Origin of the sequence: Paraphotobacterium marinum, assembly GCF_002216855.1 — a bacterium.
Taxonomy (GTDB): Bacteria; Pseudomonadota; Gammaproteobacteria; order Enterobacterales; family Vibrionaceae; genus Paraphotobacterium; species Paraphotobacterium marinum.
The window spans coordinates 957,558-980,615 of the sequence record NZ_CP022356.1; the positions used below are offsets into that span (position 1 = coordinate 957,558).

General features: G+C 29.8%; 18 protein-coding genes, 1 tRNA gene and 3 pseudogenes. 5 read left to right on the forward strand and 17 right to left on the reverse strand.

Translation table 11 applies throughout. The features are described 5' to 3' along the window. Positions 1 to 56 precede the first annotated feature (56 nt). Complete coding sequence (locus CF386_RS11630; protein ID WP_089074599.1) at positions 57 to 278, reverse strand: hypothetical protein; 222 nt, start codon at positions 276 to 278, stop codon at positions 57 to 59. 192 nt (positions 279 to 470) lie between these two features. On the opposite strand from CF386_RS11630, the pseudogene ppk1 reads away from it, so the two are divergent. From ppk1 to CF386_RS11650, 4 genes and pseudogenes are all read left to right on the forward strand, one after another. Next, positions 471 to 2,523 (forward strand): annotated as a pseudogene (gene ppk1, locus CF386_RS13510) (polyphosphate kinase 1). Between the two features lie 82 nt (positions 2,524 to 2,605). After that, a pseudogene (locus CF386_RS13760) lies at positions 2,606 to 3,393 on the forward strand (Ppx/GppA phosphatase family protein); the annotation flags it as partial. A 51-nt stretch (positions 3,394 to 3,444) separates the two neighbouring features. Further along, positions 3,445 to 4,053, forward strand: a complete 609-nt coding sequence (locus tag CF386_RS13765; protein WP_404825009.1) for a hypothetical protein — start codon at positions 3,445 to 3,447, stop codon at positions 4,051 to 4,053. A gap of 16 nt (positions 4,054 to 4,069) precedes the next feature. Then, positions 4,070 to 5,056: a LacI family DNA-binding transcriptional regulator gene (locus CF386_RS11650; RefSeq protein ID WP_089074602.1), complete on the forward strand. Its 987-nt coding sequence runs from the start codon at positions 4,070 to 4,072 to the stop codon at positions 5,054 to 5,056. 78 nt (positions 5,057 to 5,134) lie between these two features. Here the strand turns inward: CF386_RS11650 and CF386_RS11655 are convergent, their stop codons facing one another. The 5 genes from CF386_RS11655 to CF386_RS11675 form a co-directional block, all read right to left on the reverse strand. Then, positions 5,135 to 5,503: an ArsC/Spx/MgsR family protein gene (locus CF386_RS11655; protein WP_089074603.1), complete on the reverse strand. Its 369-nt coding sequence runs from the start codon at positions 5,501 to 5,503 to the stop codon at positions 5,135 to 5,137. After that, positions 5,500 to 6,537 carry a galactose-1-epimerase gene (locus CF386_RS11660; RefSeq protein WP_089074604.1) on the reverse strand — a complete coding sequence of 346 codons (1,038 nt, stop codon included), beginning with the start codon at positions 6,535 to 6,537 and terminating at the stop codon, positions 5,500 to 5,502. Before CF386_RS11660 ends, CF386_RS11655 begins: the two co-directional genes overlap by 4 nt. A gap of 2 nt (positions 6,538 to 6,539) precedes the next feature. Next, positions 6,540 to 7,727, reverse strand: a complete 1,188-nt coding sequence (galK, locus tag CF386_RS11665) for a galactokinase (protein ID WP_089074605.1) — start codon at positions 7,725 to 7,727, stop codon at positions 6,540 to 6,542. A gap of 8 nt (positions 7,728 to 7,735) precedes the next feature. Continuing rightward, positions 7,736 to 8,794: a UDP-glucose--hexose-1-phosphate uridylyltransferase gene (locus CF386_RS11670; protein ID WP_089074606.1), complete on the reverse strand. Its 1,059-nt coding sequence runs from the start codon at positions 8,792 to 8,794 to the stop codon at positions 7,736 to 7,738. 122 nt (positions 8,795 to 8,916) lie between these two features. Further along, a complete protein-coding gene (locus CF386_RS11675; RefSeq protein ID WP_089074607.1) occupies positions 8,917 to 9,486 on the reverse strand; it encodes an alpha/beta fold hydrolase in 570 nt (189 codons plus the stop codon). Positions 9,487 to 9,660: 174 nt separating this feature from the next. On the opposite strand from CF386_RS11675, the gene CF386_RS11680 reads away from it, so the two are divergent. Further along, positions 9,661 to 10,158 (forward strand): methylated-DNA--[protein]-cysteine S-methyltransferase, encoded by a 498-nt coding sequence (locus CF386_RS11680; protein WP_089074608.1) that lies wholly within the window; start codon positions 9,661 to 9,663, stop codon positions 10,156 to 10,158. 26 nt (positions 10,159 to 10,184) lie between these two features. Here the strand turns inward: CF386_RS11680 and CF386_RS11685 are convergent, their stop codons facing one another. The 11 genes and pseudogenes from CF386_RS11685 to CF386_RS11740 all read right to left on the reverse strand — a co-directional run bounded on the left by CF386_RS11685 (position 10,185) and on the right by CF386_RS11740 (position 22,997). Further along, positions 10,185 to 11,144, reverse strand: coding sequence for a MerR family transcriptional regulator (locus CF386_RS11685; protein ID WP_089074609.1), 960 nt, complete (start codon positions 11,142 to 11,144; stop codon positions 10,185 to 10,187). A gap of 62 nt (positions 11,145 to 11,206) precedes the next feature. Continuing rightward, positions 11,207 to 12,670, reverse strand: coding sequence for a M17 family metallopeptidase (locus CF386_RS11690; protein WP_089074610.1), 1,464 nt, complete (start codon positions 12,668 to 12,670; stop codon positions 11,207 to 11,209). A 69-nt stretch (positions 12,671 to 12,739) separates the two neighbouring features. Then, a complete protein-coding gene (locus tag CF386_RS11695) occupies positions 12,740 to 14,371 on the reverse strand; it encodes an alpha-keto acid decarboxylase family protein (protein WP_089074611.1) in 1,632 nt (543 codons plus the stop codon). Between the two features lie 162 nt (positions 14,372 to 14,533). Then, positions 14,534 to 15,025, reverse strand: a complete 492-nt coding sequence (locus CF386_RS11700; RefSeq protein WP_158522407.1) for a thermonuclease family protein — start codon at positions 15,023 to 15,025, stop codon at positions 14,534 to 14,536. Between the two features lie 580 nt (positions 15,026 to 15,605). Further along, positions 15,606 to 15,696: transfer RNA gene (locus CF386_RS11705), tRNA-Ser, on the reverse strand. A 305-nt stretch (positions 15,697 to 16,001) separates the two neighbouring features. Next, positions 16,002 to 16,679 (reverse strand): hypothetical protein, encoded by a 678-nt coding sequence (locus CF386_RS11710; RefSeq protein ID WP_089074613.1) that lies wholly within the window; start codon positions 16,677 to 16,679, stop codon positions 16,002 to 16,004. Between the two features lie 10 nt (positions 16,680 to 16,689). Further along, positions 16,690 to 18,435 carry a bifunctional proline dehydrogenase/L-glutamate gamma-semialdehyde dehydrogenase PutA gene (gene putA, locus CF386_RS13515; protein WP_264080494.1) on the reverse strand — a complete coding sequence of 582 codons (1,746 nt, stop codon included), beginning with the start codon at positions 18,433 to 18,435 and terminating at the stop codon, positions 16,690 to 16,692. 2 nt (positions 18,436 to 18,437) lie between these two features. Then, positions 18,438 to 19,777: pseudogene (locus CF386_RS13525) on the reverse strand (proline dehydrogenase family protein). Positions 19,778 to 19,899: 122 nt separating this feature from the next. Further along, a complete protein-coding gene (gene pdxH / locus CF386_RS11730) occupies positions 19,900 to 20,541 on the reverse strand; it encodes a pyridoxamine 5'-phosphate oxidase (protein WP_089074617.1) in 642 nt (213 codons plus the stop codon). A gap of 417 nt (positions 20,542 to 20,958) precedes the next feature. Further along, complete coding sequence (locus CF386_RS11735) at positions 20,959 to 22,506, reverse strand: GNAT family N-acetyltransferase (protein WP_089074618.1); 1,548 nt, start codon at positions 22,504 to 22,506, stop codon at positions 20,959 to 20,961. 125 nt (positions 22,507 to 22,631) lie between these two features. Continuing rightward, positions 22,632 to 22,997: a tRNA(Met) cytidine acetyltransferase TmcA domain-containing protein gene (locus tag CF386_RS11740; protein ID WP_089074619.1), complete on the reverse strand. Its 366-nt coding sequence runs from the start codon at positions 22,995 to 22,997 to the stop codon at positions 22,632 to 22,634. Between the last annotated feature and the right edge of the window lie 61 nt (positions 22,998 to 23,058).

Sequence of the window (23,058 nt, forward strand, 5' to 3'; positions counted from 1 at the left end):
TAAATTTACATCCATCAAATAATATAAGTATCAAAAAAAATGTCAATCAAAGGATATTAAATAGCAACTATTTCTAACGAATTGAAATGATCTGGTTTTATCGCAATAATACTACCATCACAAAACTCCAGCCCATCGTAATAATGATTTCCCCACTGAACTTTTTTAAATTTAGAAAAGTGTTGATTTGAATATATCCACTCCAAAGTATTTATTACTCCATTTTTTTCCGCATATTTCTTAACTTCTTGATCTAAAATATTTTTTGCAATTGTCATATATTTACTATCCATGTATGAATAAATATAAGTTAACATAAATAAGTTAATATAAATATTACAAACATCTCATTTCATATAAATTTAATATTTTTGCTTTCAACAAAAGTTATATTGAAGTTTTTCTACAAATTATAAAATAAGTATTATAAAATCAAAATTAAATTATAATTGGAAAAAAATTGACTTCTTATGAATAGTAAAAAATTATTTGTTGATAAAGAATTAAGTTGGCTATCCTTTAATCATAGAGTTCTTCAGGAAGCTCAAGATCCATTAAACCCTATAATAGAAAGAATTCGTTTTTTGGGTATTTATTCAAATAACTTAGATGAATTTTATAAAGTTAGATTTGCCGATGTGAAAAGACTTATTTTGATTTCAAAAGATCAAGTTCAAAATCATAATGCAAAGGAATTACTTAATAATATCCAAAAAAAATCAATGAACTTAATATTGAATTCAATAAAACAAGGCAACAAGTTTTTAAAGAACTTGCAAAAAGAAACATCTTTTTAGTCAATGAGCTACAGCTTGATAACAGCGATAAAGCATATTTAAAAAATTACTTCAATCAAAATATTCTTCCTTTTATATCACCTATTGTTTTAAATGATAACATTGAGTTAATCAATTTTTTAAAAGACGAATATTCTTACCTCTTTGTTGATATCAATTCAGAAAATCAAAGAAACTTTGCTCTTATTGAAATTCCGAGTGAGCAAATACCAAGATTTATTCAAATCCCTTGTAAAAAAGGAAGTAGAAAGAAAAAGATTATTTTTCTTGATGATATCATTCGATTATGTCTTGATAATATTTTTTCAGGTTTGTTTGATTACGAACAACTTAATGCATATTCCATGAAGATGACTCGTGATGCTGAATATGATTTAAGTACTGAAATTGACTTTAGTATTCTTGAACAAATGTCTCAGGGCCTGACTCAAAGAGTAACAGCAAAACCTGTGCAATTTATTTACGAAGAAAATATGCCAAAAAAATTGTCTTACTTCTTTGTCAATTATTAAAGGTCTCAAACTATGATAGCATTGAGCCAGGTGGAAGATACCATAATTATAAGGATTTTTTAAGCTTTCCAAATGTTGGAAGAGATTATTTAGAAAACAAACCTATTCCACCTCTTGAAACAAAAGATTTTACTCAGTTCAAAAATACTTTTGAAGCAATTCGTAATAAGGATATTTTATTATATTATCCCTATCATTCTTTTAGACATATGACAGAATTTGTTCGGCAAGCTGCTTTTGATCCAAAGGTTCGAGCAATAAAAATAAATATTTACAGAGTTGCAAAAAACTCTAAGATTATTGAATCTATGATCGATGCTGCGAATAATGGAAAAAAAGTAACCGTTGTAGTTGAATTACAAGCACGTTTCGATGAAGAAGCTAACATTGAATGGTCTAAGACATTAACTGAGTCCGGTGTAGATGTGATGTTTGGTGTACCTGGTCTTAAAATCCATTCTAAACTTTGTTTAGTATCTAGAAAAGAAGGAGATCAATTAATCCGTTATGCTCACATTGGAACAGGAAACTTTCATGAAAAAACGGCCAGAATATACACAGATTTTTCTTTATTTACTTGTGATAAAATTATAACAAACGAGGTCAAACAAGTATTTGACTATATTAGAAACCCCTATAAACCAAACAAATTTGACCACCTAATTGTATCACCAAGAAATTCCAGGGGGAAACTCTACGCATTAATAGAGAGAGAAATTACCAATATAAAACAAGGCTTAAAAGCAGGCATCACATTAAAAGTGAACAACTTAGTTGATCAAGGTCTCATTAACAAACTCTACGAAGCGAGTAATTCTGGTGTTAAAATTAACATTATAGTCAGAGGTATGTGCTCCTTAATTCCCAATCTTGCAGGTTACAGTGAAAACATTGAAATAATAAGTATTGTTGATAGATTCCTAGAACATCCGAGGGTAGTGGTTTTTAATAATAACAATAATCCCAGTGTGTTTATCTCCTCAGCTGATTGGATGTCAAGAAATATTGACAACCGAATCGAAGTTGGTTGTCCTGTTCGTTCTAGTGAGCTAAAAGAAAAGATCATACGCATTTTAAACATACAACTTCAAGATAAAGTAAAAGCTAGAATTGTAGATGAAAATATGACGAACACCTACATCCCTAGAGGTAATAAGAAGAAATTGCGTTCACAAATTGAAATTTATAAATACCTAAAAAGCCTAGAAAAATAGGAAATTAAAAATGGATATCAATAAACAATTAGTACCAGTTAAAAATATAGCTGCTATTGACTTAGGCTCAAATAGTTTTCATATGATTGTGGCACAACTTATAAATAAAAGATTCCAAATTATAAGTAGACATAAAAAAAGAGTTCACCTAGCATCAGGTTTAGATAACAATAAAATCTTATCAGAAGAAGCAATGGAACGAGGTTTAGACTGTCTTCGACTTTTTGCCGAACGAATAAAAGATTTTGAATATAAAAATGTTAGAATTGCTGCAACATACACTTTAAGAGAAGCAAAAAATGCACATGTTTTTATAACAAAGGCAAAAAAATTTTTCCTTATGATATTGAAGTATTACCTGGAATTGAAGAAGCAAGATTAATATATCTTGGCGTTTTATTTGGACAAACAAACAAAGAAAAAAGGTTAGTTGTTGATATTGGCGGCGGTAGTACTGAATTAATTTTAGGGCAAGGTAATGACCCTAAATATACAACTAGTAAAAATATGGGTTGTGTAAATCTAACTCAAAAGTTTTTTAAAAAAAACAACATCGATCAAAAACATATTAACAAAGCCATTTTATATGTTGAGCAAGAGCTTGAAAGCATATCATTACGTTATCAAAGAGTTGGATGGAACCATACTATTGGCTGCTCTGGTACTGTGAAAATTATTCGTGAAGTCATAAATCATTATAAATTTGAGAAGGACATTATATCATTGCCAGCAATGGAATTTATTCTCAATAAAGTAAGTAAATTTTCAAATATTGATGAGATTGATATTAAGGGATTAACCCCTGAAAGAAAACCAGTTTTCCTTTCTGGGCTAATAATTTTAATTGGTATTTTTAAATCCCTCCAGATAAAAAATATGTCATACTCTGATTCAGCATTAAGAGAAGGTCTAATTTATGAAATGGATCCTACCTTCCAGAAAAAAGACATCAGATTTAACACGGTAAGCGAAATATCAAAACAATATAATGTAGATTTAGTTCAAGTAAGACTCATTTCTCAAACTTTACAATATATTTTGGAAAGATGTAGCTTATTTCTTGAAGGATTCAAAAAACAGGAAATGATTAATATTTTACATTGGGCTACTAAATTACATGAGATTGGTTTAAACATTAATTATTCTGGTTATCATAAACATTCTTTTTATATTACTCAAAACACGCCAATGCCAGGTTTTAATAAAGAAGTACAAGATGTTTTGTCTTTATTAATTAGGTGGCATAGAAAATCAATTAAACTAGATTTAAATACGATTGAAAAATTTCACTTTTTTCCCGCACCAAGTATTTTACAGTCTCTAAAAATATTTAGATTAGCAATCGTGTTAAATGGGACTCGATTATCATATAATTTAGATAACCTTGCTTTCAAATGTGATCAAAATTCCATGCACATTGAATTCAAAAAAGACTGGATTGAGAAACATAAACTTATTGAAAGTGACCTTATTCAAGAGCAAGAGTATTGGAGTCAATATGGTTTTAATCTAATTTTGACTTATCTATAAAAGGAATTTAAATGACATGTCTACTATAAAAGATGTTGCAAAATTAGCTGGAGTATCAATAGCCACCGTCTCTCGTGTTTTAAACAATTCTGATAAAGTGAGCCTCGATACAGCTCAAATTGTTCAAGATGCAATAAACTCACTTGAATATGCCCCTAATGCAATGGCTCAAAGTCTTGTTACTCAGAAATCAAATACTATCGGTGTTTTAGTGAATGACCTGTCAGATCCATTCTTTGGTCAAATGATAAAAACAATTGATACGGTTGCCAAACAAAATGGACAACATATTTTGGTAGGTAACGGTTATCACAATCCAGATTTTGAAAAAAAAATTATCAATCTATTTATAAGCAAACAATGTGATTCTCTTATTTTGCATAGCAAGGCCCTAAAAGATAGTGAAATTATTTCAATTGCCAACAAAATTGAAAATGTCGTCATTATTAACAGATATATTAAGGAACTTGCTGATAAGTGTGTCTATACAGATAATTCCTGGGGCACAAACATTGCGACTGATAAATTAGCGAAGCTAGGCCATACAAATATAGCCTTTATAAACTCCAATCATCAAATAGAAGATGCTAAAAGTAGAGAGATTGGTTATAAAAAAGCAATCACCAAACACAACCTCATTAGCAAAGTTATTTATACTAACCCAGATCAAAATGGTGGCGAAAGCGCCATGAAACAAATTATAAAATCAACGACTAAGTATACTGGAATTGTTTGCTATAATGATTCAATCGCTTCAGGAGTCATAGCGTTTCTCCATGAAAACAATATTAAAGTACCTAATGAAATTTCAGTTATTGGTTTTGATGATCTTGATGTTGCCCAATACGTCTATCCAAAACTCACTACAATTCATTACCCTATTAAAGAAATGGCTCAATACGCGACTTTACTTTTACTAAACAAACTCGATAAAAAACAGTCATTTGGTTTAAAATTAATTGTTCGAAATTCAATATCAAAAGTCAATCTAGGAATTAATTAGCCAAGACTACAAGTATTAAAAATAAATAACTCAATCAATGCTTTAAATTTTTAAGCATTTATTTAAATTTTTGAGCATTTATAAAAATAAGTTGACCTTTTCTGGTGGTCTACATAAAAACGCAAAATCATCCGTTTCAATAATTGGTCTATTCATTAAGTTTGGATATTTAGAAATAAGCTCAATCAAGCCCTCATCGGAGTAATTTTTGTTTGCAATACCCAAAGACTCAAACTCCTTACAATTTTCTTTTATAATATGATGAGCCTTCAAGTTCATCTTATTTAAGATCACTTTTAATTCTGCAATCGTTAGAGGCTTTTTCAGATAATCAACTAATGTGTAATTAATATTTTTTTTATCGATAATCGCTAAAAGCTTCTGACATTTGCTGCACTCAGGGTTGAAATAAATTTTGATAGAATGATTCAGTTTTTTATCAGTCATGGTTTAGCCTTATCAAATTTTAAATGAATATAATGGTCATATTGTTCACCGGGTTCCAAAAAAGTATCCTCATGCCACAGTTGATTTGGTGAATCAGGTAAAAATTGTGGTTCAATAGCAATACCAGAATAATTATTGTATGGTGTATTGGTGCTTGAGGTACATTCTCCTAAAAAATTTCCTGTATAGATATGTATGGCTGGCTTCGAAGTTATTAACGTCATACTGACCTTTTTATCAGCGGATAATAATACAAGCTTTTTGGCGCCATCCAATAAAAAAGAGTGATCATAACCACTTACTTGTTGCTGATCTTTGCTTTTTAAAAAATCCACTCCCACTTTTTTAATATTTGTGAAGTCAAAATCTGTTTCTCTTACTGATTTAAATGAATTATCAGGTATTCCATCTTCGTTGACGGGTAGATATTTTTGAGAATCAATTTTTAAAAACTGCTCTAATCCAGCCTGATCTAATTCATTCAAGTTAAAATAACTATGACTTGTCAAATTTAATGGTGTTTTTTTATCAGTAAAGCTTTTAAAGTTAATCTGTAATTCATTGGATTCTAAAATTTTATATTCTACAAATATATCTATATTCCCCGGGAAGCCTTGATCTCCATCTTCCGAAAACAAGTGAAATTCAACACTATTTTTCCCTTTTGAATTTACTTTCCATCTTCTCTTATCAAAACCATTAAACCCTCCATGTAAACAATTTTTACCTGAATTCGTGTCTAACTCGATGGTTTCACCATTACAATCATATTTTGCATTAGCAATTCTATTTGCATATCGTCCAACGATAGAATTGATGTATGCAGATTGTTTTAAATAAAAGTCTAAAGATGGAATTGGGAGTATTAAATTTCTTGAATGATGATCCACGGAAATAGAACAACGAATAATCGTTGCTCCAATATCCATAATCCATACTTTAAAGCCAGTTTCATTTTGTAACTCAAAAACCTTAGCCGGTTTACCATCGTAAAACTTGCCTTTAAACTCAGATTCTTTAAGTAAGCTTAACATAACTAAACAATTACTTCTTCTGAAAAGCTATCTATTAAGCAAGACCCAGCTTTGGGTTCTGTAATATAGATATCTTCCTTGAAACCTGATTTTGGTTCATAATTCTCTTGAACATAATCTATAACCTTTGGCACTAAACTTTTAGGCATAACGGAAACTACGCAACCGCCAAAACCAGCACCTGTCATTCTTACTCCTCCTTCATTACCTAAAGATTCTCTTATTAAATCAACCATTGTATCTACTTCAGCACAAGTGATTTCAAAATCATTTTTCATAGACTCGTGAGAATCATACATTAATTGACTTAATTTATTCATATCAGAATTTCTAAGGGCATCAACAGCATTTAAAACTCTCTCATTTTCATAAATTACATGCTGAGCTCTTTTTGCAATCAAAGGATCCATTAAACTTTTTTGTTCTTCAAACTGAAATGTTGTCACATCTCTTAAAGAGGAAACGTCAAAAAATAAAGCCGCTTTTTCGCATTGTTCGCGGCGCAAATTATACTCACTATCTGCTACTTCTCTCTTTTTATTGGTATTAAAAATAACAATATTCCAATCATTAGGAATATTGACATCTTCTTCTTCAAGATATCTACAATCAATTTTAAGCGCTAATCCCTCCTTACCATTTGCAATTATATATTGATCCATGATTCCCACATTCGCACCAACAAATTTATTTTCCGCTTCTTGCGCCAGTAATGCAATTTCTTTTTTATTGAGTCCACATTTAAAAACTGTATTAATAGCATCTGCTACCACGACCAATAAAGATGCTGAAGAACTTAAGCCTGTACCCTGAGGAATATTTCCACCAACGACTAAATCAAAACCATCAATTTTATATCCTTTTAGATGAAATAAATGAATGATTCCTCTTATATAATTTGCCCACATTTTATTGGGTTCAAATTGAATATCTTTTTTTAGGTTTAAATGATCTTTTTCATTGTTATAATCAAAGGCAACAAGATTTATATCGCTATCATTTCTTTTAGAAATGACTAATTGTGTTCCATAGTTGATGGCACACGGCAAAACAAACCCTTCATTACAATCAGTATACTCACCAATTAAATTGACTCGACCTGGAGCTTGAAAAATAAATTCTGGAGATTTATTAAAATGAGTAATAAAAGTATTAATTAAGTTTTCTTTTAAATTATTTAAACTTGTCATCTTATTTCCTATTTTCTAGCTTTATAATGATTAACTGATGTATTTCTTAAATATTCTGCAGCAACTTCTGGTGTGATATCCCTTCCTTGCTCACATAACAATTCATATCCAACCATAAACTTACGGATACTTTTCGATCTTAGTAATGGCGGTAAAAAAGTTGCGTGAAGCTGCCAGTATTCTAAATGATTTATTGTGTCAACAAAGGGCGCAAAGTGCCATCCCATAGAATATGGAAAAGAGCAATTAAATAAATTATCGTAACTAACTGTCAATTTTTTTAAAATAGAGGCAAGACATTTTCTTTGCTCTAAATTCATATATGACATCTGAGGAATGTGACTTTTGGGTAATACCATGGTTTCAAAAGGCCAAGCTGCCCAATAGGGAATCAATACGACCCAATGTTCATTTTCATGTACTATTCTTTCTTTTAATTCAAGTTCTTTGGTAACATAATCTAACAATAAATTTTTCTTATATTTATTAAAAAACTCACGCTGACTTCTATCTTTTTTATTTATTTGAGTAGGTATAAATTCACTGGCCCAAATTTGTCCATGTGGATGAGGCTGAGAGCAACCCATCATTTGGCCCTTATTTTCAAATACTTGAACCCATTTATAACTTTTACTAAGTTCATCAAGTTCATTTACCCACGAGTTTATTAATTTCTCAATAGACTCAATAGGTAGTTCGGGTAAAGTTAAAGAGTGACTTGGAGAGTAACATATTACCTTACCTGTACCCCTTACAGTCTCTCCTTGAAATAAAGGATCTTCTCTAAAGGAATGTATTTCGGCATTTTCCATCAATGCAGGAAAATCATTGTAAAAAACAAAGGTATCTTCATAATTAGGGTTTATTTCCTTCGAGCTTCTAGAGTTCCCAGGGCATAAAAAACAACTCTCATCATAATCAACACCGATCTCTTCTTCTTCATCATCTTGAGATCCTTGCCATGGCCTTTTAGTTCGATGAGGTGCCACCAAAACCCACTCATCCAAAAGGGGATTATATCTTCTATGAGAATATTGATTTAATATTTCTATCTGCTCTTTTTTCACTTACCTGTCCTCGAATTATTTTGTCTACACAAACCATGTAAACGTTTACACGGATGTTATAAGAGATTCATTCAAGAGTAAATTTTTAAATAGAATTTTTTATAAAATATATTAACTAGATCTCACAAATACTGATTTATAAATGAAGAGATTTCTTTGAAAACAATTTCTATCTGATGATAGTTATGACCCTGTCCACTCTGAATATTACACTTAGCTCCTTTATAAAAACTAATGGCATCTTCAAAAGGGGTAATGTTATCATCATCTTGTAAAAGTAATAAATAGTCATCTAAAACTGAATTTTGTGATGGCAATAAATTATATAGCCTTAAAGCAGATTCTCTAACATCATAAAACCTTTCTTGTTGGACCAAAAGATCTAACCTAGAAACAGGATTTATTAAAATGACACTTTTTACATCCTTTCTAGTTTGTTTGAGTAAGTGTGCTAAAAAACCACCAAATGAACTTCCTATTATAATTTTATTTCTATTTTCATTATTAAAGAAATCGTTCAATTTTTTAAAAGAACTCATACCATTTTCGCGCATCAATGGAAAATATATTTTTGAGTCTGTATAATTTTTTAATAAAAATTTTTTTAATTTTTTTCCTTTTTCCGAAATAGGCGAACCTTTATACCCATGTAAATATACAAAGAGCATATCGCTACTAGCATTTTGTTTCATATTATTTTGAGTATTTAATTTGTTAATAAAATTGATTATACAATAGATATGATGAATATCTTATAGTCATCACTATAATGTTTTAAAAAAAAAGAAGTTTATTCATTATAGTTATGAAGTATATTTGATATAGAATATATTAATAAAATTAAATTGAAAAAATTACTGAGTAAAATGATTGATTACTTTATTTATGATTTCAACTTTTCAGGCAGGCTTCTTTTAGAAGCTGATAATGATTATCTACTCAAAGCAACGTGGGTAAAAGAAACTGAGACAGTTAGTTCAAAACAGAAATCATCCAATCCTATTCTTAAAGAAACCAGACAACAGTTAAAACATTATGAGCTTAATAAGCTTACAGCTTTTGAATTACCTATCAAATTAAAAGGCTCTGAATTTCAAATTTCAGTTTGGAAGCAACTCATGCAAATACCATATGGTCAGACTATTTCTTATAAGGAACTCGCTGTAAAAGTTGGTAATAATCAGGCTGCTCGAGCAGTTGGGAATGCAAATAATAAAAACCCAATCTCAGTTATTATTCCTTGTCATAGAGTCATTCAAACAGGTGGAAAAATTGGTGGATATAGAGGAGGAATTTCTAATAAGTCAAATCTCTTAAAGATTGAAAGGGTGTCATTTGAATACTCAAAGGATTTAACAAAATAACACCTTAAGTTAATAATAGTTTAGTCCTATGTTCCAAGATTTAAGAGCTTTTTTACATACTCTAATTTTATAGTATCACTATAATAACTTTCCAAATTTATTAAGTATATTTGTTTAAACAGTGGAATCGTTATCCCTACATGATTAAGAAAACCTAAAAATTCATTTCTTTGTTGCAGTTGATTTTCGTGTTGACGGTTTTTGTATAACTTTTCTATCTTTTCTATCCAAAGTTGTTGTTCTTTATTTTCAATCCATTCAATAATACTATGATTATGAAGAAAGCTATATTTTTCAGTAATTTGTTGATGAAAGTTTCTTGTTAATAAAAAATCTCTGGAGCCATAAAAGGTTTTATTAAGAAATTTCAAGTAATCAACAATAATTAGTTCAATTTGTTGATCTTGTAGCTTACCCTGTGAACGCTCTTCCTCCATTAAAACTTTAACTTTATCCTCAATTTTTGACCATAAACCTAAAAAAAAAGCTCTTTCCTTCTGATTAGAAATATCACTTTGATACTTCTTAAATTCCAAAAATTCAATACGAAACTCATCTGTCAAATCATTCTTTAATTGTAAATGCTTTAAATCTTCCCAAGTTTCTAAATCTGTTTTAAGAAAAAGTGCAAGTTTATAAAATTCTTCCCATTTTATTGATTCTTGGTTTTCAATGATATTATCCATTAAAGATGCTATTCTGAAATAGGTTTGAGATTTTAATTTTAATAAAAATGATTGTGATTTTAAGGATGAATTAATATTTTCATGATTATCTATAAATTGTTGTATTTCTTTTAACGAAAACCCAAACGTTTTAAGTATATTAATTTGTTGAAGTCTAGAAAAATCATCCTTATTGTAATATCTATAGCCATTATCAGCACGATATGATGGTGACAGAAGACCTAATTTGTCATAATGTCTCAAAGTTCTTTGGGAGACACCACTTTTCTGTGCGAACTCTTTTATTTTTAATAAAGCCAATTTCTAACACCTTCCCATAAAAAAAGAATCAAATTAAATTGATTCTTTTTTTACACTGTAAATTAGAGTTTAAATTGAGATTTAATTGCAGCCATTGTAAAAAACACTCCATTTCCGGTTGTATTAGTCGGGATAGCGCCAAGGCCACCTTTATTTTCTGCTGATGCTAAATCTAAATGCCACCATTCTTTAACATTGTTATGATCAATGAACTTATGTAAAAACCTTGCTGCTAAAATGTGATCAGGGCTTGATGTCACGCAACATTGCAATGTATCTGCAATCTCAGACGATAATAATTGATCAAAATCATCCGACATTGGAAGAGGCCAAACTCTTTCACCTGATTCGTTACCCAAATGAACTAAATGGCCAATGCGGTCAATGTTAGGGGTAAATAATGCAGTGTAACGAGTGGAAACGGCTCTAACAGCAGAGCCTGTTAAAGTGGCATAATCTATCAATAAATCAGATTTTTCCTTAGAAGCCAAAGTCAATGTATCAGAAAGAGCCATTCTTCCTTCTGCATCTGTATCTGTAACTTCAATCGTGGTGCCATTTAAGGCTGTAATTACTTCATTAACTAAATAAGATTCGCTTCCTATTAAGTTTTGTGTAATAGCTAAATAACAATCTACATTAATCGGATAATCAGCATCAGATATTGCTAACAAGCTTCCCAAAGCTACTGAACTTCCTTGCATATCTTCATGCATACCATACATGCCTGTTGGATCTTTTAAACTCACTCCACCAGTATCGAAACATATCCCTTTTCCAACAAAGGTCACTTTGTTTTTTACATCACCGACTCTTCTTTTGACACATATAATGAATGACTCATCTTGACATGCTCTACCAACTGCACAAAATGCGTTAGCTCCCATATTTTTAAGTGTCTGATAATTATAAACTTCTAAACTCAATTTATATTGTTTACAAATTTCTTTGATAATTTTTAAATATTTTTGAGGAGTTAAATAATTAGTCGGCAATATAGAAAGTGAACGTGCCAAAAAATTTCCTTTATGACCTGCAATAACTTCATTAATTAAACTCTTCGACCCGCCATTAAAAAGCTCTATGTTTTTGATCAGGTGGGAGTTCGATTCTTTTTTATATTGAGGTAAGTTAGCACTTAAAGCTAATGTTGTTCTTAATGCATATTGAGCTATATCTGATTTGTTAGATTGATTAACTATCGCAATATTTCCCTTCAAATTATCTATTTTTTTAAGCTTATTTTTTAACTTATCCATAAAAGTAAAGGGGATACTCTTTTTTAAAGCTAAAAAGTACGTACCTGAACTATTTGGAATTTGGGTAAGATAATCTGAGTTATGCTGATTGCCTGATTTTTTAAATCGACTCTTCAACTCTAAACTATCTAAACTTGCTAAAAACTCGTTATTATTGAAGTCTTCAACAATTAAAATAATCAATTCATAACTATCAATTTCAGTAAAATTAAATTTTTTTTTTCTAATATTTACATTCGGTGTATTTAAAATAGTTTCTAGTTGCATAAATTCGTTTACTCAATATTTAATGATTAATCATATATTCTAAATTGAAAATGCGTATTCGAAAAGGCTTTATTTTTTTAAATTATCAGTTACTTCTTTTAGTAAGGACGGTATATCCATTTTATCAAAAAAACATTGAATTAAAACTGGTTCAGATTGATGGCTTTTCATATTAATTTTCTCAAGACATTGTAAACTGTTAACTTTATAAACATATGAAAAACCGAGAGAGCGTGCAAACATCTCATAGTCCCATGCACTAATATCATTGTAAGCTTCATAAGGGCCATGAATTGCCCTTTCAACTGTATACCCTTCGTTACAAATCAAGAATATTATAATATTCGCATTAACTTTCTTAATACTGCTTAACTCCTGCCCTGTCAATTGAAAAGCTCCATCTCCGATGAATAAAAGTATTCTTTTATTTTTGTTTGCTAAAGCAAATCCAAGAGAAGCAGGAAGAGAGTATCCAATTGATGCCCAAAGAAGTTGGGAATAAAAGTTAATTTTTTGAGGTAAATATTCATCTAGTAAACCAAATACTGAAGTTCCCGTATCTGCCACGATAATATCATTGTCTTTTATGATGTGAGAGGAAATATATGCCCAAAAAGTATTTTGTTCCAATTTTTTTTGTAAGTTAAAGCCAACTCTTTTGACTTTGCATTTTTTGATGTCCTCATGAGTAATTGTGCGTTGTGACAATTTACTACCTAATCTTTCAAGTAAATCATTCACATCTAGGTTACTTGGATAAATTGTATTGCTTATCTTGATGTAGTCATGCCTGATTTGAATTACATTTTTTAAGTCAATCTGGCTCTCTGAAAAACCACCTGTAGTAAAATCTGTGTCTTTCGTGCCAATAGTAATGATACAATCAGAATTAAATATTTTAGCTCTTCCTTCTAAGTTATATTGACCAGCATACATTCCTACAAATAAAGGATGGTTCTCAGAAATGACTGCCTTTGCAGATAAAGCCGAAGCAAAAGGTATCCCTACCGTATTGATAAAACTTAAAACAGAATTTATCCAATTAAATTTTTTTATATCTTCACCGATAAGAAGTACTGGTTTTTTTGACTTAATAATTTTTTTTTGAATGTTATTCAAAATAGAAGTCGATACTTTCTGAGTAAAATAGTAGGGGTTTATTTCTATTTCATTACACATATTTGTAATATCGAGATCAACCAAGTCCACAGGTAACCCAATATACCCCGGTTTTTTTTGGATCAAAATTTCTTGGATTACTCTAGATATTTCATAGCAATAGTTGTGCTCATTTAAAAGTGAAATAGCGCAACATAATGGCTTATATGATTGGATAAAGTTATTTTTATTTGAGTTTGCCAATGTATGATGAACCGGCAAATCTAAGTTCAAGATACTTTGTTTTGGATATCCAACGATTTGTAACAAAGGGACATCCTCTGAAAATGCCCCAGCTACTGCATTTGCTGCGCTTAATTCACCAACGCCATGCGTCGTAACTAAAACACCAAATCCATTTTCTCTTGCATAACCATCTGCAGCATATCCTGCATTTAATTCATTGCAATTTCCTACCCAACTTAGTTGTTTATCCTTAACAATATAATCTAGAAATCGCAAGTTGTAATCACCTGGAACACCAAAAATATACTCGCACCTCTGGGTCTTAATGATGCTTATAATTAGTTCAGGAAGTTTCATAAAATGAGTTTTTACAGGTTAATAATATTAACCTTAGGCAAAAAATAAACTTTTAAAAATATTTTTTTTGTTTTCTTGAACAACATTAAAGAAGTTCTAATGCACCACTTTTTAATCAATATATAATTTATCAATTCAATAAAATCTTTATTATTGACAACTCTATGGACGATATTTTCTTCGATATTTCCATGGCTCCGTAATATGTTTGCCTTCTCTAAAAAGCCCTTTTTTTTCTAATTTGGCTTGTTTAAATGCAAAATAATATTCAGGATTTTGGCAATATTTTTTATAAACAAAAGCATACCCTTGCCTCACCATCTGTAAATTAATGTCACTATCATTTCCGTATAAAGTTCCAATGTACCTGCCATATCTATCTTTACCCTTTAAAATAAACTTAATCACTTTATGATTTTTGATTAACTGGATAAATTTCTTTTTTGACTGCAAACCAATTGATTTTGATGGTCCATATAACTCTGGTGTATCAATACAACTGCTTCTAATTTTATATTTCCTACTCTGATAATAAAAATTTAAGGTGTCGCCATCATGAACATGAATTTTCGTAGACTGAATATAAATAGTTTTGCTAACAACATTCATTGATATAAGCGTTAAAAGTAAAAAAATGATTATTTTTTTTAACATTACGATACTTCTTATAGAGTTAGGAAAAGTTTTTATCATACTAATAAATACAATTAAAAGAAAACTTTGTACAAATCAATTTTTATGATTAACAGATATATACTAGTGATAATCTTTAAATTTATCTAAGACTATGAAATATTAAGAGTATAAAAATGAAATCATTAATATACAACATAAAAATTAAATAACTTACTTTAACACCCTATTAACTTTTAACAATTTTATTAAAAAAATTAGCAATGTATAATTGTAAAATTAAATACCGATAAGAATGGAAGTAATTTTAAATGAACTAAAGCCCAAACACACATTGCTTTAGGCAACGCATTACATGTATTTGCTCGATTAAGTATCTAGTCAACGCCAATGGAAGGCATCGATAAGAATATAATTCAAAATGAGTTTTTTCCGAATTAGATGGTTATGAAGCCGATTTGGTATTAGTAATGGGATATAAGAAATCTGAAAAAAATTATAACTTTCACAAACCTAAGACTAGGTTACCACAAAAAGATATCTTTATTGCGATATAAAACAAAAAACCGCTTAAGAATTAATTAAGCGGTTTCTTTTAATTTGGCGGAGAGATAGGGATTTGAACCCTAGATACGCTACAAACGTATGCCGGTTTTCAAGACCGGTGCTTTCAACCACTCAGCCATCTCTCCTGACAAAAAGAATGATAAGCATAAAGTAACTTAATGTAAAGAATTATATTTAAATTTGATTTTAAACGTTCAAAAAACAGTCGGTGCAATAGGAAGGAATAAGCTTTCAAGTCTCAAACGTTGAGAGTACCGTATCAGTTTATAAAAAACCTTTACCCGTAAAGCTGTAGAAAGCTTATTCGATAGCTTTTCAAAAGCTAAGGTATAAACAACTAAATTAATAAAACACGTAGGATTCAGATAGAATCAATTTGTTTATACCTTTAAATTATGGATAGTATTTAACACTTTTTCAAGTCAATATTTTAAATTTCTAGTAAATCAGTATTACCACCAATCGCTGTTAAATTGGTGGTTTTCACTCTTTCATTACAATAAGAAAATGCTCTATCTTGATCAATAATGCATAAAGGTGTTTGCAAGTTACTTTCATGAATTATTTTTATTATATAGTCATTTCTTCTACTTACTATTTTACTAAATTGCGATCCATTTATTTTGTTTCCAAATAAAACTAATAAATTAACTTTATCCTTCTCTAATTTTTCTTGAATTTGAGTCAGTGATTCTATTTTAATTTGTTGTTCAAATAAATTTCGAAATAAATCTAAGTCTTTTTCGTATAATAAGTAATACTCCTCTAAAATGTTATTCATTATTATTTTATTGGAGATTAATAATTGACAAAAAATGAAACTTAGAAAAAAGCCAAATTCAATTTCTTCACTGAAATATAAAATAATTGTTCCCTTTCTTTCATAATAATATTCGTTTAACTCTCCAGTGATTGAAGATTGTTTAGAGTGTTCTTTTAATTTGTCATAATCATTGGTAAGCGAGTTAGAGATCATATTCTTTAATTTTATATTCTTAACTCCATTTATCATAGATAACAAAACATCATACCTTTTTTGTAAACTCAAATTTTCCCAATTCATATGAACTTCTTGTTCTTTTTCAATATTTTTAAAGTGATTTCTCATAAATAACTACTCATAAATTAATATTTTTTTTAGATAATTCTTTTAAATACAGTGGACCTCCAGCTTTTGGACCAGTACCTGATTTACCCATTCCACCAAAAGGTTGTGACTCTACAACCGCGCCAACTTGATTTCTATTTATATAGGTATTACCAACTTTTATATTTTTCTCCAAGTAGTTCGCTAAAATATGATTTCTAGTTTGAATGCCCAGTGTTAATCCATAACCTTGGTTATTTATGTCCTCAATTATATGACCTAATGAATTAGGCTTGTAACTTATAACATGTAATACTGGACCAAAAATTTCGTGGGTTAGTTCATTAATAGAGTCTAATTTCACGATTGTTGGGTAAACAAATTGACCTTCATTATTAAATTGTTCTTGTTCATAAATAATCTTGCCAAGCTTTTTCATGCGCTCTATGTGTGTTAACAGCATGTTTTGAGCTTGCTTGTCAATAACAGGGCCAATATCAGTATTCATTTGCTCAGGACTGCCAACTTTTAAAAGCATCGTTGCTCCAATAATCAAATCAATAAGCTTTTGATATATATCTTCTTGGATATATAAAACTCTTAATGCTGAACACCGTTGGCCAGCTGAATAAAATGCTGAATGTATAATATCAATAGCAGCTTGCTCTAATAGAGCCGTACTGTCCACGACCATTACATTTAAACCGCCCGTTTCAGCAATAATATCTATCATATTTGTTTCAACTTGAGCAATTTTATCTCTAATGTGTAAGGCCGTCTGTGTTGAACCAGTAAACACAATTTGATCTATGTTATTTTGTTCTATAATTTTGTTGCCCAAGGATACTCCATCACCCAAAAGAAGATGAAATGCATGTTCAGGAAACCCTGCTTCTAAAATTAATTTGCCTAATTTAAAAGCAATTACGCTTGTTTGAGGTGCCGGTTTTGCAATCACACAATTCCCTGTAACTAAAGCTGCAACAATTTGTCCTATAAAAATAGCTATTGGAAAATTCCAAGGACTAATACAGACACAAATTCCTTTTCCTTGATATTTATAGGTAATTTTATCATTAAATAAAGTTGGGAAATCTTGTTCCATTTGCATCACTTCGGATGCATAAAATCTACAAAAATCAATGGCTTCTCTAATTTCATCAATACTATCGCTAAACGTTTTACCTGCTTCCATAATATTAAGTGCTATTAATTCATGTTTATTTTCTTCAATTAAATTAGCAAGATCAGAAGCCATTTTACTTTTGGTCTTAATAGGAGTCTGAATCCAAGATTCTTTAAAATTAACTGCAGATTTAAATGCCATTTTTACATCATCTTCATTAGACCATGCAACTTTTCCTATTATTTTTTCTGGATCATACGGAGATCTAATTTCGATTCTATTATTACTGTCTAAACATTTACCGGCAACAATAGAACTGGCGTTAAAATAACAACTCAAATAAGGGATTACATTTTGTTGTAATTTCATTTGGCTTGATAAATTATTTATGTCAACACCGCTAGAGTTATCCCTATAAGGTCTAAAGATATTTTGAGGTAAATCAATCTTAGGGTTTGATTTTAAACCACTATCTATTAAATACTTTAACGGGTCTTTGACAACTTCATTTATAGCATATGAATCATCTAATAACTGATGAATAAAAGAGCTATTGGCTCCATTTTCAAGTAATCTTCTCACTAAATAGGGTAAAAGATTTTCATAGCTTCCAATAGGAGCATAAATTCTGACTGGTTTTTTATTGATCATTCTTACATGATTATATAAAACATCACCCATTCCAAATAATTTTTGTAGCTCGTAATTTTTTTATAACCTATACTTTCAATCATACATAATGTGTATGCATTATGTGTTGCAAATTGTGGATACATGAACTTTTGGCACTCATCACTTAAAAGAAAAGATGAGCATGCCATATATGACAAATCAGTTGACTCTTTTAATGTAAAAACTGGGTATTCATTTAACCCTAATTGTTGCGCATTTTTGATTTCATAATCCCAGTATGCTCCTTTTACTAATCTTACTGGAATAATTGTTTCTTGTTCATGGCTCAGTTTATTCAACCATTTTAAAACTGGTAAAGCTCTTTGGAATAAGCTTGCACAACTAACCCAAATTTACCCCAATTTTTACATAAATTAGAAGTATAGATTTGTTCAAAAAGTAGCAGCGATAGCTCTAACCTACTTGCTTCTTCTGCATCAATAGTAATTCCAATATCATGTTGTTTTGCTTCTTTAACTAACAGAACAACCTTTTGATATAAATATTCTAAAACCTCTTCCTTTTTTACGCCTTCATATCGTGGATAAAGTGCTGATAATTTAATAGAGATGTTTGCCAAATTTTCTTTTTTTAGTTTTTTAGATATTAAGCTTGTTGTTTTAATACCATGAAGATAAGAATCAAAAAATGACTCTGAGTCATCTGCAGTAACAGCTGCCTCTCCCAACATATCAAAAGAATAAGTGTGATTATCTTTATCGATTTTGACTTTATCATTTAAGATATCATCAATATTTTCAGATAATACAAATTGCTTCCCCATAAATTTGATAACTTGGAACAAAATTTTTCTCAAAATCGGTTCTGATAATTTTTCAACCAATTTATTAACTTTCAAATATGGGTTTTCTGTTAAAGATGCATCCAAAAAAACAAGTTTACCTGAAAGATTTAATCCTCTTGTTGACGCATTAACAAAAATCGATTTAGACTGTTTTAAATGCTTTTTCCAATTTGCACTGCTGAACTTATCTTTAATAAATAAATCAATTGTTTCCGTATCGGGTATTCTTAACAATGATTCAGATAAACACATTAATAAAATACCTTCATTATTATCTAATCCATATTCAAGCATTATTGCATCAAAGAACTGTACAGAAGTTTTATCACCCCTGATCTCTGTCACTAGTTCTTTTGCTTTCTTTTGGATCTCAGATCGTTTCTCATCAGTTACAGATATAGAATTGATTAATGCATTTAAAACTGTGGATTCTTTTTCAAGATAGTGATTTTCAACTTCAGTCCACAATTCTCTTAGATCATGTTGGATGCTTGTTTTAGGGTTTTTAATTACCATTAAATTTCCATTTTTTCAGTCAAAATTTCATGGGAACATATTAATGATAAAAAATGAAAATGTCTCTTACTTGAGACAAAAATCAATGTGTTTTTTTTTAAATTTGATCAACATCATAATTCTTAGGGCGCTAATCGATTTAAATTCCAGTTTTGTCCTTCCTTTTGATATAGAAATCTATCATGTAGCCTTTTGCCTCCACCCTGCCAAAATTCTATGTAATTAATTTTTACAACCACTCCACCCCAAAATTCTGGTTTTTTTATGTTTTCTTTAGAAAATTTTTTAAAGTTTTCTTCGAAAGCTTTGTCTAAAAAACCTCTACTTTCAATGACTTGGCTCTGAGGGCTACTCCAAGCAGCTATCTGACTTTCAAAAGGTCTGCTCAAAAAATATTTTTCGGACTTTTCCGCGTCTAAAAAGGTTGCTTCTCCTTGCATATTAACTTGTCTATCCATTGATTGCCATGGAAAATTAATACTAACTTTATTACACTCTTTTATTTGATTAGCCTTGTTGCTTTTCAGGTTCGTGTAAAAAATAATACTATCGTTGGTAAGTTCCTTCATCAGAACTATTCTCTGAAAGCTTTGTCCTTCTTTATTTACTGTAGCCAATACCATTGCCGTTGGATCTTTAGCTTTACTTTCCACATATTCCTTCAACCAAACCTCAAACAAACTAAACGGATTAGGTGGCATTTCACCATCATTTAATCTATCTTGAAGATATTCTCTTCGTGAAGACTCGTAATCAGCTGACATAAATTTTATCCTTATTTAATTGGCATTCATCTTATATTTTATTGCATTATAGATTTATAGTCTATGCTCAATAAAATTTTTCAGCTTAAACTTTTTTGGCATTTTTAATTAATTCATTTGTGTAAGCTTGAAATCAAAAAATAAGCTTTTTAACCTACTGAAAATTATTGGTAATTTATTATTTACACTGTAAAACCATTTACACTGTAAAACCATTTACACTGCAAAACCATTTACACTGTAAAACCATTTACACTGTAAAACCATTTACACTGTAAAACCATTTACACTGTAAAACCATTTACACTGTAAAACCATTTACACTGTAAAACCATTTACACTGTAAACCATTAACATTACATATGCTAGATGAACAAATAGTTTATTATAATGAGGCCTTATAATATTAAAAATAATTTAATTCTTTTGATTCAATAAAATTGAAATTTTCTGCTTTAAAAATTTTTCAGTTTCACGTCTTCCATTTAAGTTATTTTTTTTTGCACATATAGTCCAATCTTTTGACTGAATAATTTTTAATATAAGGATGCTACAATTTTCTAAAGATGCTTTTTTCTGATAAATAACCTTTATTAACCATTGCTTTAAAATAAATTCAACAAACTCATAATGCATTTGTCCATTCAAATATTTTTTAATATAGGTGTTTTCATCAGGAAAGCTTTCAAATGGTAATTTGATATTCAAAAGAATAGTATATAAGTAATCGATGGGTTCATTTTTATAAGTCGATGATAAAGAATTCACAAATGAATAGTTAAAGAGATCAAATAAACGTTCAAATTCATCATATCTTTTTATTTTGGAGTCCAGCATTACAATAGAATATAAACCGCTAGAAGCGTCTTTATGAATGCCTAATTTGACCGGTTTATAGTTATTAGAGAACCAAAAATTGAGTAATTCACTATCAATACCAAAGCTTGTGCCGACTATGTCTATAGCATTAATTGTTGCCCATTTCCTAATTTGATTAATTAAACCACTTCCAATTTTTTCTTGTCTTCGATTGTTTAATACTGCTATTCTCATGATGCGGCCAAAATTATTTAGCAAAAGATCAAACTGATTACAATAAACACTTAAACTTTGTTGTAAAAGATTGCCTTTTGTACGCTTCCTCCCTCTAAAAATATTTAATGAATCTTCTTTAGAAAAATTATACTCTTTCTCTACTAATGCACAACCTAGAAGAGTATCTCCTTCCATAACCAAAAAAACAACTAAATTACCTTTATTTAAAAGTTGCTTTAAATCAGACGGCTGCGTTTGATAGTGAGAATCCACAAGTAATGTAAAAACTTGCTTCAAAATATTTTCATTATTTGAAAGATAATTATTGTCTACTTTAAGAAACTTTTTGTTAAAAGTACCTATCATATTTGAAGGACTTATATCATTTACTAAAAGTAACTCATCGAGCCAAGATTCAAGCGGATCATCGGTGGACCATCTTATAGGTTCATGCAATTCAAAAAAGTTACAATTAGGAAACTTTATTTTCATAAACTTTTTAAATTTAATTTCGAACCCTCTTCCTGTGCCTTCATATCCATGCACAGTCGAAGAAAATACAACTCTATTAAAAGATAATGCGAGCTCTTTTAAAATTTCTATAGGGATACTTGCAGCTTCATCAACAAATAAAAGACATGGCCTAATATTATATTTCACAGCATCCTCTGGGGACATATATTGAATACTGGAATTTTGAAATTCAAATTTCCAATTAAAGCATTCTCTAAAGAGTTCTGCTAATTTATTAAAAACAGCGACAACATTATTTTTATGGGGGGAAGTTACAATAATATTAACTTTATGATTTGACATCAAGTAAAATGCAGCAAGTGCTAATCCAGTTGACTTACCTCTACCTCGACTTGCAGTTACAATTAAAGGCCTCTTAGAGCGCCCTTCATACACTTTAATTACTTGTTTGACCATATACAGCTGTTCTTCTGTTTTGGCTTGAAAGCATTCATTTTGAGATATAACAGGATTGCTTAAATTTCGGGGGTATACATTATTTTTAGATATATTAAAATATTGATACTTTTGTTCAAATAAATCTAAAAAATTAAATTTGAATTTTTTAAAGTTAAAAAAAATCTTTTTGAAAAATTATCTGAATATTCACAGGGATGATTAATTCTGATAACAATACAACCATTCCCAGGAATACTTCCTGAACAGATTGAAAGAAGATTAATATCTATATCTAGGCGGAAATCAAGGATAACAAGGTCTACTTCATCACCCAGTAGCTTATTGAGTTGATTTTTTTGATAATATTCTTGTTGAACAAATGACTTTGAAAATTGTTTTTTCAAAGTTTCGATGAAAGAAACCCAAAAAGTATCTTTTGATCGAACAAATATAACATTTCTAATGTTAGCTTTTTGGGTTTGTTCTAAGGTTTCTAAAATTTTTTTCATCAAATATATGTTTTCTCATATGATGATGAATATTATAACTTAATTATAATAATTTAGTACA